Consider the following 14881-nt stretch of genomic DNA (forward strand, 5'->3'; position numbering starts at 1 on the left):
CGGTGCAATCAGTGCATTCAGTGCAATCAGTACATAAGCCAACCGCGGCAACTACCCAACGGCCGGGCTCAGGCATGCATCGATTGCGACACGGTTGACGTCACCCGCGGTGCCTGCCTTCTTGTCGCGCAGCAGCTGCAAGAACTGGCGGCATGACAGCGGCTTATGGTACAGAAAACCTTGCATCGTGGTACAACCCGACTGCTCCAGATAATGTGACTGAATCTCGGTTTCGACCCCTTCGGCCACCAGATTCAGGCCCAGTCCGTTGGCGATCGAAATAATCGCCAGCACCACCGGGAAATGCCCGTTCTCGCGCTGGATTTCCTTGACGAAGGACTGATCGATCTTGATGGTGTGGATCGGAAACCGGTGCAGATAGGCCAGCGATGAATAGCCGGTGCCGAAGTCGTCGATGGCCACGCTGACCCCGAGCTCGCACAGCTTGTTCAACTGGTCGATTGCGTACTGCGGGTTCCGGATACAGATGTTTTCAGTAATCTCGACTTCTATCTGGGTCGGCGAAATCCCGTAATGGGCCAGCGCCTGGCGCATCTTTTCGACGAAGTCGCCACGGTCCAGATACTGTGGCGACAGGTTCAGCGATAGCCGCACCGGTGCGCCACCGACCGCATTCCAATGCTCCAGATCGCGGCACAGCGCATCGAGCATCCAGTCGGAAATCGGAATCATCAAGCCGTTTTCTTCGGCGAACGGCAGGAATTCGCCCGCCGTAAGCAAGCCGCGCACCGGGTGATTCCAGCGCATCAGCCCTTCAGCACCGACGATCTCGCCGCTTCGCACATCGATCTGGGGCTGGTAATACATCTCCAGCTCGCCCTGCTCAAGCGCCTTGCGCAGGCTCTGCTCCAGCGTGATTTTCTGGTGCGATGCATCGAGCATCGACGGGTCATAAAAACTGTAGCCGTTCTTGCCGTCGGCCTTGACCTGATACATCGCGATATCGGCATGGCTCAGCAGGTCGTCCATCGTCTCGCCGTCGGTCGGATAGACGGCAATGCCGATACTGGCGGAAATGTAGACTTCATGGCCATCGAGGAAGAACGCCTGCTGCAGGCATTCCAGGAATTTCCCGGCCACCACTTGCGCATCTTCCCGACTCTGCAACTCCGGCAGGAAGATCGTGAATTCATCGCCGCCCAGGCGTGCCAGCGTATCGCCCCGGCGCATGCTGGCTTTCAGGCGGCCGGCAACCTGCTGCAGCAATTCGTCACCCTTGATATGGCCGAGCGTATCGTTGACCAGCTTGAAGCGGTCGAGGTCAACGAACATCACCGCCAGTTCAGTCTCGTCGCGTCTGGACTGGATCATCGCCAGACCAAGCCGATCCTTGAACAGAATCCGGTTCGGCAGATCGGTGAGGATGTCGTGATAGGCCTGATACGAAATCAGTTCCTCGGCGCGCTTCCTGTCGGTGATGTCGCGCGCCACGCCATAGGTGCCGTGGAAATCGAGTTTGCGCACGCCCTGGTCGGTCGCGTACATGCCCATCGAATTGAACGACAGCGTCATCAGGGTATTGTCGAAGGTGCGTTGCTTGCCCTCGCTGTTCAGCGGCTTCAGGCGCAACTCGACGTTGCGCGAGGCGCGTTCGCCGGCGCGGCGTTCGTTGAACACATAATAGGCGCGTTGCAGATCGTCGTCGTGCACCAGGGTCGAATAATGCTTGCCAATCAACTCATCGCGTGAAACGCCCAGCAGTTGCTGCGCCCGGTCGTTGACGAACGAAAAACGCCCTTCCTGATTGATCGTATAGATGATGTCGGGCGAGCTGTCGACCAGGTAGCGATAGAGTTGTTCGGAACATTCGAGCTGCGACGCGATGCGGCGGTTCTCGATTTCCAGCAGGCGCTGCCGCAACACGTTGTCCACGGTTTTCAGCAATTCCTCACGGCTGTATGGCTTACGCAGATAATCGTGGGCGCCGCGCTTCAAGGCGCCGATCGCGGCGTCGATGCCGGATTCGCCGGACAGCACGATGATGCTCGCATTGATCCCCTGCATGAGCATGAAATCCATGATTTCATGCCCGCCAAAATCCGGCAGACGCAAATCCAGCAACACCAGATCGAATTGCAGCTTGCTCAATTGCGCGACCGCTTCGCTGCCGCAGGTCGCCGTCACCAGGTGATAGCCGCGATCCTTGAGCAGTTCGCACAGGCTCGACAGGAGCCGCGGTTCATCGTCTACCAGCAGAAGGCGCAACTGCCGGTCCGGTACGGCGACCAGGCGGTTCGAATTGAGTTTGATGGCGATCGGGGCGCTGGCGGTGGTCACGTTTATTGCTCCTCTCACGGCAAATCCATCATCTGCGACTGTGCGGCAGCCGATCGGGAAAAGCCTGCCGTGCCGATGGTACCGGTGCTGTCGTCCGGATCCGGAAGCGGCAGCAGGACTTCGAATGTGGTGCCTTGCTTGCTGCTGCGGCACATGATCATGCCGCCGATCTGCCGTACCAGGCTATGCACGATACTCAAGCCCAGCCCGCGATGGTCACCGTCCTTGGTACTGCGCCCCGGTGTAAACAGATTGGCGAGTATCTCTGCCGGAATCCCCTGGCCAGAGTCGCGGATCGACAATTCCAGATAGAGCCGGCCATCGCGGTTCAGATGACCGTTGTTGGCGATTTCGATCTCGCCACCGCGCGGCAAGGCTTCGATTGCATTCTTCACCAGGTTCACCAGAATCTGCTTCACGGTGTCGGGAGCCGCCGCAATATCGGCGGGTTGGTCCTGCAGGCGGGTGATGATGCGCACGGATGCCGGCACGAATTCGGTATCCTGAAACAGTCGGACCACATCACTTGCAACCCGGTTGACATCGGTGGCGCCGACCCGGGTCTTCGGCTGCAGGTCGGTCAATCCATTGACGATTTGACCAACCCGATCGATCTCTTCGTTCAGGATTGACAATTCGCCCAGCACCGGTTCATGCCGCAGCAGTTTGCTGTCGAGGATGGAGAGGTAATTCTTGATGATCGACAGCGGATTGTTGACTTCATGCGCGACCCGGCGCGACGCTTCTTGATATTTTTGGGCGACGCTGGCCGCTCGCCGGTCGCCGTCGGTCCGCTCGGTGTCGGCGCTTGCCAGCGCAGTGCTGGCTTGCGCCGCAAACGCGCGCAGGAAGCGCTCGCGCCGCTTCAGGTCGGCCAGCTGCGCTTGCGCGATGCCGCCGATCAGCACGCCGGTGCAGCGTCCGCCGGTCAACAAGGGCAGCGCGACCAGGCTGTCGGTGCCAAGCAGACGCAGCAACTGTTCTTCGCCAACGCCGAACAGTTTCCCGGTGCGCTGCAGGTAGGCCACACGCATCTGCGCCGCGGCGCCGGCAATCGGGCTGTCGCTGCTGAGCAGTATTGCGAATTCGGTCAGGCGCTGCCGGTGCGGGCCAACCGCGCACCCGATCAGGGAATGACCGGTAGCATTCATCCGCAACATGATGGCATCGTCAAAACCGAACAGGATTCGCGCCGAACGCGTAACGGTTTCCAGCAATTCGGCTTCACTCTGCCGGCGGGCGAACGAGCGCCCGGCGTTCGAAGCGAGCACCAGGTTGCGCACTTCTTCGGAGAGCCGCTCGCGGGTCGCGTCCGGCGCCGCCGCCGGCGCTGCGGTCACCGGCGGCTGCACAGCGTCGGCGCCAGCCAAATCGATGCCGAGATAGTCGGTTGCCTTGCGGATTTGTTCGACAGCGCGCTCGCCGATATCGGACAGAGTTTGGGAATCGATTCCGCACAGCACACCGGCATCGACGACAGCGGGATCGTCGCTTTCATGATTCGACAGCAGGTGCGCAAGGAGCACAATGCGAATCAGCGGATGGGTGCTGCCCAAGCGCGCGGCGCTTTCATGATGATACCGGACGCTGTCGGCAAGGAACGAATCGAGTTGCCAGCTTTCGATCAGCCAGGCACCCGCTTCGGCGTGCGTGACCTGCAGCGTGCGCTGCTCAACGGCGCACAGTTTGGCGTCGTCCTGGGCCAGAAAGTTGGTTGCGTATTCTTTCGGTGCGGCGGCCAGCAATGCCAGTCGGCCGATGTCGTGTAGCAGACCGGCCAGATAGGCTTCCTCGACATGCGGGTAGCGCATCCGGGTCGCGATCTCGCGCGCGATCACGGCAGCGGCCAGCGAATGCGACCAGAAGCTGCGCAGATCGGTGGTGTTTGCTTGGGAAAAATTATCAAATATCTGGAACACCGACTCGCTGATCACCAGCGTCTTAACCATGTCGGTGCCGATCGCGGTCAGCGATTGTTCAATGCCGACTTTCTGGCCGCTGCGATGGTAGGCGGAACTGTTGGCAACCGCAAGAATCTTGCTGGCAATCCCCGGGTCCTGGGCAATCAGTTCGGCCAAATCAACCAACCCGGCATCGTCGTTCTGACAATGTTCCAGCAACTTCAGCAGAATCTGCGGCATCGCCGGCAAGCGGGCGACCAGCAAACGGCTGCGAATGTCTGATTCAGTTTGTTGCATTGTTTTGGGACACTGCCATGACAGGACCACAAACGAAGGCGCGCCGACGGCGACCGGATCGACCTGAATACGCTAATCGATTCAGCGCCCGCTAGCACAGCCGGCTCTAGATAAAGTTCAAATTTTTTTGCTTCTTTTCAAATATACCATCGCAAACTTGCATGAAGGAAAAATTTAGACGGAAACACTGCTGCGCTCTGATGTTGATGAAATGCAATTCTTGGTATGCCCCTTGCCTTCAGCCCGAGGCGCGTCCCGTATACCTTCGCGACCGACCCCGTATCCAGAGGCAAAGGTCCCATGCCCGGTTTCAAATTATCTCAAAAAGTATCTCACCAGAAAATTTTCATGCATTGCGCTCGTATCATTGGGGGGCGGAGGAAAAGTTACAAATTGTTGCAAAAATACATCGCAAACGGCCGCTCGTACTGTGCCAGGCGGTTTGCGGCTCGGACATGGGGTTTCGAATGAGGTGTTCCATTGCCTATGATGTTGCCCTCGTAAAAGCTTGTCTACTGAGGGCGCGGCGCCGATATTGACAAATACTCCCAGATCATCATCGTGATCCCGTAGATATAATGCGATGACTTTCCGCATACTACAACAACCGAGAACCCAGGCCAGGTGACGGTTCGAGCAATCAGGCCAGCCCGGCAATCAGCGCGACGATTTCGGCGCCGTAGGTTTCCAGCTTCTTCTCCCCTACCCCAGTGACGCCGCGCAGGTCGTCGAGCGAGGCCGGCTGCGCGCGCGCGATTTCCCGCATGGTCGCATCGTGGAAGATTACGTAGGCCGGGACGTTGTGCTTGCGCGCAGTCTCGACGCGCCACCAGCGCAGCTTGTCGAAAATCGCCTGCTCCGCCGCTGACAGATCCGATTCCACATAACCGTTCGGCTTGGCCGACTCGCGCCGGGCCTTGACCGGCTTCTGATACTGGCGCAGCTGCACCGGCTGCGCGCCGCGCAGCACCGGGCGCGCGTCGTCGCTCAGCTTCAGCGCGCTGTACGCTTCATAGTCGACCGTCACCAGACCCAATGCGATGGTCTGGCGCAGGATCGCGCGCCATTCCGCTTCGCTGCGGTCGGCGCCGACACTGAAGGTCGATAGCTGTTCGTGGCGCCATTGGCGTACCTTGTCGGTCTCGCTGCCGCGCAGCACGTCGATCACGTGGCCGGCGCCAAAGCGCTGATCGACGCGGTATATGGTCGAGAGCAACTTTTGTACCGCGACCGTGGCATCGAACGACACGGGCGGCTGCATGCAGGTGTCGCAATTGCCGCAGGGTTCGGATCCCTGCCCGAAATAATCGAGCAGCCGCACCCGGCGGCAGGCCAGCGTCTCGCACAGGCCGAGCATCGCGTCGAGCTTGACGCCGAGCACCCGTTTGAAGCTTTCGTCGGCTTCCGACTCGTCGATCATGCGGCGCTGCTGCACCACGTCCTGCAAGCCGTATGCCATCCAGGCGTTGGCGGGTGCGCCGTCACGGCCGGCGCGACCGGTTTCCTGGTAATAGCCTTCGATGCTTTTCGGCAAATCCAGATGCGCGACGAAGCGCACGTCGGGCTTGTCGATCCCCATGCCGAACGCGATAGTGGCGGTCATCACGATACCGTCCTCGCGCAGGAAGCGGGACTGGTTATTACTGCGCTGCTTATAGTCCATGCCGGCGTGATACGGCAGCGCCGTGATGCCATTCTGGTTCAGCAGTTCAGCAGTTTCCTCGACCTTTTTACGCGACAGGCAATACACGATGCCGGCGTCGCCGGCGTGCTCGCCCTGAATGAAATCGAGCAGCTGCTTGCGGCCGTTGGCCTTCTCGACGATCTGGTAACGAATATTGGGTCGGTCGAACGAGGACACGAACTTGCGTGCATCGTCCAACTGCAGCCGGTGCGCGATCTCGTCGCGGGTTTGCTGGTCTGCGGTGGCGGTCAACGCAATGCGCGGCACCGCCGGAAAGCGCTCGTGCAGCACCGACAGCTTGATATATTCGGGCCGGAAATCATGACCCCATTGCGACACGCAATGCGCCTCGTCGATCGCGAACAGCGCAATGTTGGACGCTTGCAGCAGCTCGAGGCAGCGTGGCGTCAGCAGCCGCTCCGGCGCGACGTAGAGCAAATCGAGTTCGCCGCTGCGGACTTGGCGCTCGATCCGGTTCGCTTCCTCGAAGGTCTGGGTCGAATTCAGAAAGGCGGCGCGCACGCCGACCTCCGCCAGCGCATCGACCTGGTCTTGCATCAGCGCAATCAGCGGCGACACCACCACGCCGACGCCAGCGCGCACCAAGGCCGGAATCTGATAGCACAGCGACTTGCCGCCGCCGGTCGGCATCAGCACCAGTGCGTCGCCGCCACTGGCAACATGATTGACGATCTCGGCCTGCTGACCGCGAAAGGATGGATAGCCGAACACGCTTTGCAACAGATGCAAGGCTTTGTCGTTCGTCAAATTACCGGATGCGTTGTTCATTGCTGCTTGCCATGGGTTGCCGCGTTAACTTGTTGCCGCTTGAATTCCCGCACCCGATCAATCCGCCCACATGACGAGGTCGAAGTGGGCGGTGATCAGGATCAGGATGCCGAACGCGATGCGATACCAGGCAAACACCGTGAAGTCGTGCGAGCTGATGTAACGCAGCAGCCAGCGCACGCACAGGAACGCGGAAACAAAAGCCGCCAGCGTGCCGAGGCCGAACAGCGGGATGTCGGCGGCCGACAGCAGGTCGCGCGCCTTGTACAGTGAATACACGGTCGCGCCGAGCAGCGTCGGGATCGCGAGGAAGAACGAGAATTCGGTGGCGACCTGGCGCGGCAATCCAAACAGCATGCCGCCGATGATGGTCGAGCCGGAACGGCTGGTGCCGGGTATCAGCGCAAATACCTGGGCCAGCCCGATCTTCAGCGCGTCGACTGCGGTCAGGTCATCCATACTATGGATCGAGGCGGCGGCGGTGGTCGCTGTCACCGGGACATCGGATCGTTGATGCTTGCGTTCTACCCACAAGATGATCAGGCCGCCGACGATGAAGGCCAGTGCCACCGGCACCGGCGCGAACAGGACGGCCTTGATTTTCGCGTTGAACAAGACCCCCAGCACTGCGGCCGGCATGAAGGCGATAACGACATTGCGCACCAGCCGCTGTGCATTGGCGTCACTGAACAGGCCGGCCAGCACACTGGCGATCTTGACGCGGTACTCCCAGCAGACGGCGAAAATCGCACCGGCCTGAATCGCGATTTCAAAGACCTTGATATTTTCACCGGTAAAGTTGAGCAGGCTGCCGGCCAGAATCAGGTGGCCGGTGGAGGAAATCGGCAAGAATTCGGTGAATCCTTCGACGATGCCCATGATGATGGCTTTTAACGCAAGTATGAGATCCATGTTTGCCTATAAGATACTAAAAAATCTAAATTCGTAACTGTTCAGCCCGCTATGGTGCGCGTGTTGATGCTGCCGTACGGGCTCGTTGATACAGCGCGGCTATTTTACAGCCTGGCCACCGGCGGGCGCGCCGAATAATGCGGCCCATGGGCATTTCCGGATGGAATCGGTAGACGCGGTGTCAGTGCGTACGCCACTGCAAGCCGGCACCTTTGATTTGTAATAATTTGTTGCAGGCGGCTGCATGCATGTCTTTTGCGAGCCTATGGGTCCATAGGCGTCGTCCAGCGCGATTGCATGAAGATCGTTGCAGGCTAGGGCTTCTCGCCCCTTCCCCCATGCAGGGGGAAGGTTGGGATGGGGGTAGGACGGTCGATCGGCAACATGCATCATTCATCGACAGCACTACCCCCACTTGCAGTGCGCATATCCGCTTGCAGGCGGATACCGCTTCGCAGGCAGGAGGCATGCCTCCTGAATTCCCTGCTGCGCCCCTAACCCTCCCCCTGCAAGGGGGAGGGAACTCAACCCGGCATCACCAATGTTTGTGCAGATCTTCGTGCGATTGCCCCGAGGCGCCGCCCCGCAAAGTGGCCTCCCTATCCACGCTGTGAGATACTGGCGGGCTTGAAAGTGCCAAAAGTCAGGGCACTGTGCGGCGCGAAGGAAGCATCATGATTGAAAATATCAAGGCAAGTCTGCTGGAATCAAAAAGCGCTCTGGAATCGTTCTTATCGAATCGGCAATCTTTGTTGAGCGTCGAGGCGGCCAGCGCGGCGTTGATCGCCACCGTTGAAAACAAAGGCAAGGTTTATTCCTGCGGCAATGGCGGTTCGATGTGCGACGCGACGCATTTTGCGGAAGAACTGACCGGCCGTTACCGCAAAAACCGCGCCGGCATTGGCGCCATTGCGATCAATGATCCCAGCCATATCAGCTGCGTGGCCAATGACTTCGGCTACGATTACGTTTTTTCGCGTTATGTCGAAAGCCACGGGCGCCAAGGTGATTGCCTGGTCGCCCTGAGCACCAGCGGCAAGAGCGTCAATATTCTGAAGGCTGCCGAGGCGGCCAAAGCGCTCGGCATGACCGTCATTGCGCTAACCGGGCGGTCCGGGTCGCCCTTGGAAGCGCTGGCCGACGTCTGCGTCTGCGCGCCGGGAGGCGACTATGCGGATCGCGTGCAGGAATTGCATATCAAGGTGCTGCACATCTTGATCGAGATGGTGGAGCGACGGTTTTTTCCCGAAAATTACCAATAAGTACACACTGGCCGTCGCCCCTGCCAATGTTGCAGTGATGCAGCGTCGCGGCCATTAGCGAACAGGGATCGGATGCCTGCAACAAGCTGGTAACAGCGTTATACAATCCGTCGCGTAACTGTTCAGTCCGCAGGGCAGGGTTGAATGAATGATGCACAAAAGGCCGTTCGCCCTGAGTAGCGAAGCGTATCGAAGGGTTGCTTGAGTCAGCAGACCCTTCGATACGCCCTTCGGGCTACTCAGGGCGAACGGTCTTCTGCCTACAACTGACACGGCCCACCATTGCGGGCTGAACAGTTACTTCGTTGCCAAAATATAGCCGGCGCCCCGTGCTTGCCTTGTCCTACAACACGATTGCTCCCAGTCTGGAGAATGATTTGCGTTATCTGAAGTGGCCCGTCGCTATTACGTTTCTGCTGTATCCGGCGTTCGCATTGAACCTGCAAAAAGGTGCCAATGTCTGTTTCTATTTGCTGGTGTTATTTGCCCTGGTTGGCCTCGCTTGCCGCGTCAAACCGCTCGACAAATCGTTCACCCTGATCTTGCGGGAGCATTGGCCGGTCATGCTGGCCATGGCCGGCACCGCCGTTGCGATTTTTCTGCATCAGCTGTCGGACGGACAATTTTCGTTCAAGCCATATGACCTGCCGTCGCGGCTGGCCTTGTTTGCATTGATCTTCTGGGCATTGTTGCTGGTGCCCGGCACCGCATTCAGGCAAATCCAGTGGGGCCTGGCGGTCGGTACCGTGATTGCCGCAATCAAGCTGTACGCCGAGTCCCACGCCGGAGAACTGCGCCCGGTGGATTCCTTTTCGACACCGCTCGTCCCGTTCGGGAATCTGGCACTACTGATGGGTGCGCTCGCTTTGCTGTCGATCGGCTGGAACAAACCCGGCGACAAGATCAGCATTGCCGGCAAGGTGATCGCCGGCTGCGCTGGACTGTATGCGTCCTATTTATCCCAGGCGCGCGGCGGCTGGGTTGCAATCCCGTTGTTCATATTCATTGCAGCCGCGCTATATAGCCACCTGCGCACGCGCTACAAATTGCTGACCATGACCCTGTTGGCGGCCCTGATCCTCGCAATCGGCACCCACAGCACGATGGTACGAAACCGCATCGTGGCAGCGGAAACGGACATCGCCGGCTATATCGAAGGGAAGAATGTCAATACATCGCTGGGACTGCGCTGGCAGATTTGGCAAGCTTCATGGCTGATCTTCAAGGAGCACCCGGTGGTCGGCATCGGTCAGGACCGATTCCCGGCGGCGATCCAGAAATTGGCCGAGCAGCATGTGATGACTGCCGAGGCCGCCATACAACCGCATTCCCACAACGATATTATGTATAAAATGGCAACCTTTGGAACGGTTGGCGTGCTGGCGCTACTGTCGGTGTATTTCGTACCGGCTTTCTACTTCCTGCGACGAATGCGCGATCCGGACCAGGAAACCAGGACCATCGCGTCGATGGGCCTAGCACTCTGCCTCGGCTTTTTCGTGTTCGGCATGTCCGATGTCATGTTTTTCTGGTCAGCAAGCAATACCTTTTACAGTGTCACGCTGGCCGGACTGTTGGCCCATCAGATCAAGCGCAAAGCCGAACTGGAGCAGGCAGTTCGATCCGATAGCAGCGATGCGGCGCAACATCTGCACATCACAGTTGCATCGTTCTCCTTCAATCCAGCCACTTTCCGGTTCGCAGCATGACCATCCCACCGCAACTCAAGCGCCTGGCCGCGATGCACCGGCCATACAAGAAACGGCTGGCCCTCGCTTTTCTTGCAATGATCGTGACCGCTGCCACGGAATCGATCCTGCCCTATACGCTCAAACTTTTGTTTGACGTCGGATTTACCAAGGCCCCGACATTTTCGTACTGGATGGTACCGGCCGTGCTGGTCGGTCTGTTCGCAGTGCGCGGCGCGTCCACCTTCAGCAGCACGTACACGATGAGCTGGGTGTCGACCCGGCTGCTCAATGAGTTGCGTCGCCTGATGTTCAACCGCATGCTGGAAGCGCCGATCGGTTTCTACGCCGCCAACCCGGTTGGCCGCTTGATCAATACGACGATGTTCGAAGTGCAGCAAATCGTCGAGATGATTACCAAGGTATTTACCTCGATCGTGCGCTCGAGCCTGACGGTGCTGGGCCTGTTGGCCGTACTGTTCAGCATGAACTGGAGATTGACCATCGTCACCCTGATCCTGATGCCCATCATCGCGGCGGTGGTCAATCTGACCGGCAAGCGCCTGAAAAAACTGAATCAGCAGTCGCTGGTAATCAATGGCCAGTTGACGCAGGTGATCGAAGAAACCACGCGGGCGCAGCAGGTCATCAAAATCTTCGGGGGCGAGAACTACGAAAAGCGCCGGCTCGAACAACGCGCCGAAAGTCTGCGCCGCTACACCATGCGCATGACGTGCACCTTTGCCGCGACCGTGCCCATCACGCATCTGCTCACTTCATTTGCGCTGTCGATCGTGGTCGTCATGGCGCTGGTGCAATCGAGCCACGGTCAGCTCACTGTCGGCGCCTTTGTCGCCTTCACTACGGCTATGCTGCTATTGCTGACGCCGTTAAAACAACTGGCCGAAGTCAACGGTCCCCTGCAGCGCGGCATGGCTGCCGCCGAGGCGGTCTTCAACCTGATCGATGCACCTGCCGAGCGCACCAACGGTATGGTGCTCAGCGGGCGGTCGAAGGGGCAGATCGACTTTATCGATGTGGCGTTTTCCTATCGTGGCCACCAGCAACTGGCGCTCAGCGGCATCAATCTGCACGTCAAACCGGGCGAAACGATCGCCTTCGTCGGCATGTCCGGCGGCGGCAAGTCGACGCTGGTCAATCTGGTACCCGGTTTTTATTCGGCCAGCAGTGGGCGGATCTTGTTGGACGGTCAGCCGATCGACGACATCGCACTCACCAGCCTGCGCAGCCAGATTGCGATGGTCAGCCAGCACGTTGTGCTGTTCGACGACACGGTAGCGGCGAATATCGCGTACGGCGATCCATCCCCCGACCGCAGCCGGATCATTGCGGCGGCCAAGGCGGCCCACCTGGGCGACATGATCGACCAGCTGCCGCAAGGGTATGAAACCGGCATCGGCGACAACGGTTCACGCCTGTCCGGCGGCCAGCGCCAGCGGCTGGCCATCGCCCGGGCCATCTACAAGAATGCGCCACTGCTGATCCTGGACGAGGCGACATCGGCGTTGGATACTGAATCGGAACGCGCAGTGCAGGCCGCGCTGGATCAATTGATGCAGGGCCGAACCACGTTCGTCATTGCGCACCGGCTATCGACCATCGAACGCGCCAGCCGCATCGTCGTGCTCTCGGGCGGCCGCATTGTCGAAATCGGCACCCACGATGAGTTGCTGCAAATGAAGGGGATATACGCGAATCTGTATCATCTGCAGTTTTCCAGGGAAGCGCTCGCACCGGTGCTGTAGTCCCGGTAATGGAGCGCCATCGTTTGGCCCACCTATTTCATGCAATCGACTACGTTTTTCTGACGCGACACTATGCCACCACAATTAGTCCCGCCCGAGCTTCTCAAAAAATCAGACAAGATTTTATTCATTGCGCATCTTGCATTGGGCGATTTCACCTATCTGCAGAATTGCTTCAAGGCGTTTGCCGAAGCGTATCCGCACATCCAGATTCACATCTGGGTCGATGAAGTGCGCCGCACTTCACAGCCTGCAAAGTGGGAGCATTTGCGAAAATACGCGCTGTACGACTGGCTGGCCGCTTGCCCGTTCGTCGCCCGGATTTATCAAGAGACCTACAGCCCGACGCTGTTCAAGCAATCGATCCGCAGCGCCCAGCAGCAGCGATACCCATTGGTGGTCTCTCTGTCGACGCTGAGACCGCCGCTGTATGCCGCTCTGGCGAGGGAAATATGCCCCCACGGTTTTGTCGCAGGCATGCGGCGGCGGACTCATTTCTTCGCATTTCAACGCCGACTGGCTTTTCGCAAGCTCAATGCCGGTCTCGATATCGATGCGACGTCGCTGCCCGGTCAACATATCAGTGCCGTCTATACCGGGTGGTTTCGGCGCCTGTTCGGCGTCGACCTGGCGGCATCGGCACGCTTTCCGTTCGTGCAGATTCCGGCGCAATGGAATCAATACGCGCAGCAGCAGTTGACCGACTGGCAATTTGATTCGGCCAGCCGTGCCGCCGGCAAGCTGGTCTTCATCAACCCGTTTGCCAAAACCGGGAAACGTTGCTGGCCGCTGGAACGCGTGGTCGAGCTGGTGCTCGCGCTCAAACAGCAGAATGGCTGGAGCGACAGCTGCTTTATCGTGAACGCGGTGCCGGAACAAATGGAGAATGCCAAACAATTCTTCAAAGCACATGCGCTCGATCGCGTGCAGCTGTTCAGTGCGCAAGACAATTTTTTCCAGTTACCTGCGATCCTGAGCAAGTGCGACCTGGTGATATCGGTTGAAACCGCGGTAATGCATCTGGCCAACGCCGTACACATTCCTGTGATCGCGCTCATGCGCCAGAAAAATCCGGAATGGGCGCCGATCGACCAGGAACACAGTACCGTCATCACGACCGCCAATCGCCGCGAATGGGTGCGATCGATCACGGTATCGCAAGTGGTCGCAGCCTTGCCAGAGACCATTGAAGCCGATCATGCACAGCGCTGACACCATGGCCAGCGCCGCGCCGTTCCATATTGCGTTCGGCGTCGACGCACACTATTTCCGCGGCATGGGCGTCACCATCACGTCCATCCTGGAGCACAATCCTGATATCGATTTCGTGTTCCATGTGTTTTCGTCTGAAGTCACGCACGACAGCCGGCGTCGGATACATCAACTGGAACTGCAATACCGGACCAAGATCCTGATTCACATCATCGACCCTTCCGTGTTCGATGAATTCAGCGATTTCCCGCGACTGGTGCATTATTCACCGGCGATATTTACCCGGCTGCTGATCCCGGCGGAACTCAATAAGCTCGGCAATATCGACAAGCTGCTGTATCTCGACTCGGATATTCTTTGCGTTGGTAGTTTGTCCGAATTGATGACGATGGATATCAGCGATGCGATCGTCGCGCTGGTGCATGACAACAGCGTCGAGACCTCCAGGACACAGTGCGCAACGCTGGAACTACGTCACGATAAATATTTCAATTCCGGCGTGCTCTACATCAATATCCAAAACTGGATTGCAAACAAGGTGACCGCACTGACGATCACCCAGATGCTGACCAGTGACAAAACATTCACCTTTCCGGACCAGGACGCGCTCAATATCGTGCTGGATGGACGAGTCAAGTTCATTGATGGCAAATGGAATTATCAATATAACCTGGTCAATGTATTGAAAGAAAATCAGGCCAGCATGGCGATACCGCCGGACGCCGTGTTCGTGCACTTCACCGGCCGTCTGAAGCCATGGCATGACTGGAATCCACACTACTCGAAACAACTGTTCCTGAAATACCAGTCCTTGTCACCGTGGTCCGACCTGCCGCTGGATCAACCGAAGAACTACAAGGAAATGCATATGCACGCACAATTCCTGATCCGGCGCGGCCAGCTCGCCGACGGCATGCGGTGGTATGCAAGATATATCCTGAACAAATATTCGGGGCTGTGCCAGCCTTCCTGAAGCATGCTGCAATTTCGTTCAGTTTGTCGCCGTGCCGTTTGCGCCGCGCGGTTTTTGCCACTTTATGCCGTGCTCCAATGAACCATCCGGCGCACCAAC

9 protein-coding genes are annotated in these 14881 nt (G+C 58.5%); 5 read left to right on the plus strand and 4 right to left on the minus strand.

Annotation, left to right across the window (positions count from 1 at the left end; translation table 11 throughout):
• Window positions 1-51: 51 nt before the first annotated feature.
• From ACFOFO_RS20475 to ACFOFO_RS20490, 4 genes are all read right to left on the minus strand, one after another.
• Window positions 52-2271, minus strand: coding sequence for a putative bifunctional diguanylate cyclase/phosphodiesterase (locus ACFOFO_RS20475; RefSeq protein WP_390332673.1), 2220 nt, complete (start codon window positions 2269-2271; stop codon window positions 52-54).
• A gap of 41 nt (window positions 2272-2312) precedes the next feature.
• Complete coding sequence (locus tag ACFOFO_RS20480) at window positions 2313-4496, minus strand: HDOD domain-containing protein (protein ID WP_390332630.1); 2184 nt, start codon at window positions 4494-4496, stop codon at window positions 2313-2315.
• Between the two features lie 640 nt (window positions 4497-5136).
• Window positions 5137-6969, minus strand: coding sequence for a DNA helicase RecQ (gene recQ, locus ACFOFO_RS20485; RefSeq protein WP_390326872.1), 1833 nt, complete (start codon window positions 6967-6969; stop codon window positions 5137-5139).
• A gap of 57 nt (window positions 6970-7026) precedes the next feature.
• Window positions 7027-7881 carry an undecaprenyl-diphosphate phosphatase gene (locus ACFOFO_RS20490; protein ID WP_390326874.1) on the minus strand — a complete coding sequence of 285 codons (855 nt, stop codon included), beginning with the start codon at window positions 7879-7881 and terminating at the stop codon, window positions 7027-7029.
• A 674-nt stretch (window positions 7882-8555) separates the two neighbouring features.
• On the opposite strand from ACFOFO_RS20490, the gene gmhA reads away from it, so the two are divergent.
• The 5 genes from gmhA (at window position 8556) to ACFOFO_RS20515 (ending at window position 14782) form a co-directional block, all read left to right on the plus strand.
• Complete coding sequence (gene gmhA, locus ACFOFO_RS20495) at window positions 8556-9143, plus strand: D-sedoheptulose 7-phosphate isomerase (protein ID WP_390326876.1); 588 nt, start codon at window positions 8556-8558, stop codon at window positions 9141-9143.
• 329 nt (window positions 9144-9472) lie between these two features.
• A complete protein-coding gene (locus ACFOFO_RS20500; protein WP_390332633.1) occupies window positions 9473-10852 on the plus strand; it encodes an O-antigen ligase family protein in 1380 nt (459 codons plus the stop codon).
• Complete coding sequence (msbA, locus tag ACFOFO_RS20505) at window positions 10849-12597, plus strand: lipid A export permease/ATP-binding protein MsbA (protein ID WP_390332635.1); 1749 nt, start codon at window positions 10849-10851, stop codon at window positions 12595-12597. Before ACFOFO_RS20500 ends, msbA begins: the two co-directional genes overlap by 4 nt.
• A 72-nt stretch (window positions 12598-12669) precedes the next feature.
• A complete protein-coding gene (locus ACFOFO_RS20510) occupies window positions 12670-13809 on the plus strand; it encodes a glycosyltransferase family 9 protein (protein WP_390332638.1) in 1140 nt (379 codons plus the stop codon).
• Window positions 13796-14782 carry a glycosyltransferase family 8 protein gene (locus ACFOFO_RS20515; protein WP_390326886.1) on the plus strand — a complete coding sequence of 329 codons (987 nt, stop codon included), beginning with the start codon at window positions 13796-13798 and terminating at the stop codon, window positions 14780-14782. Before ACFOFO_RS20510 ends, ACFOFO_RS20515 begins: the two co-directional genes overlap by 14 nt.
• The last annotated feature ends 99 nt before the right edge of the window (window positions 14783-14881 follow it).

Source organism: Pseudundibacterium arcticum (genome assembly GCF_042646465.1).
GTDB classification, from domain to species: Bacteria; Pseudomonadota; Gammaproteobacteria; order Burkholderiales; family Burkholderiaceae_D; genus Undibacterium_A; species Undibacterium_A arcticum.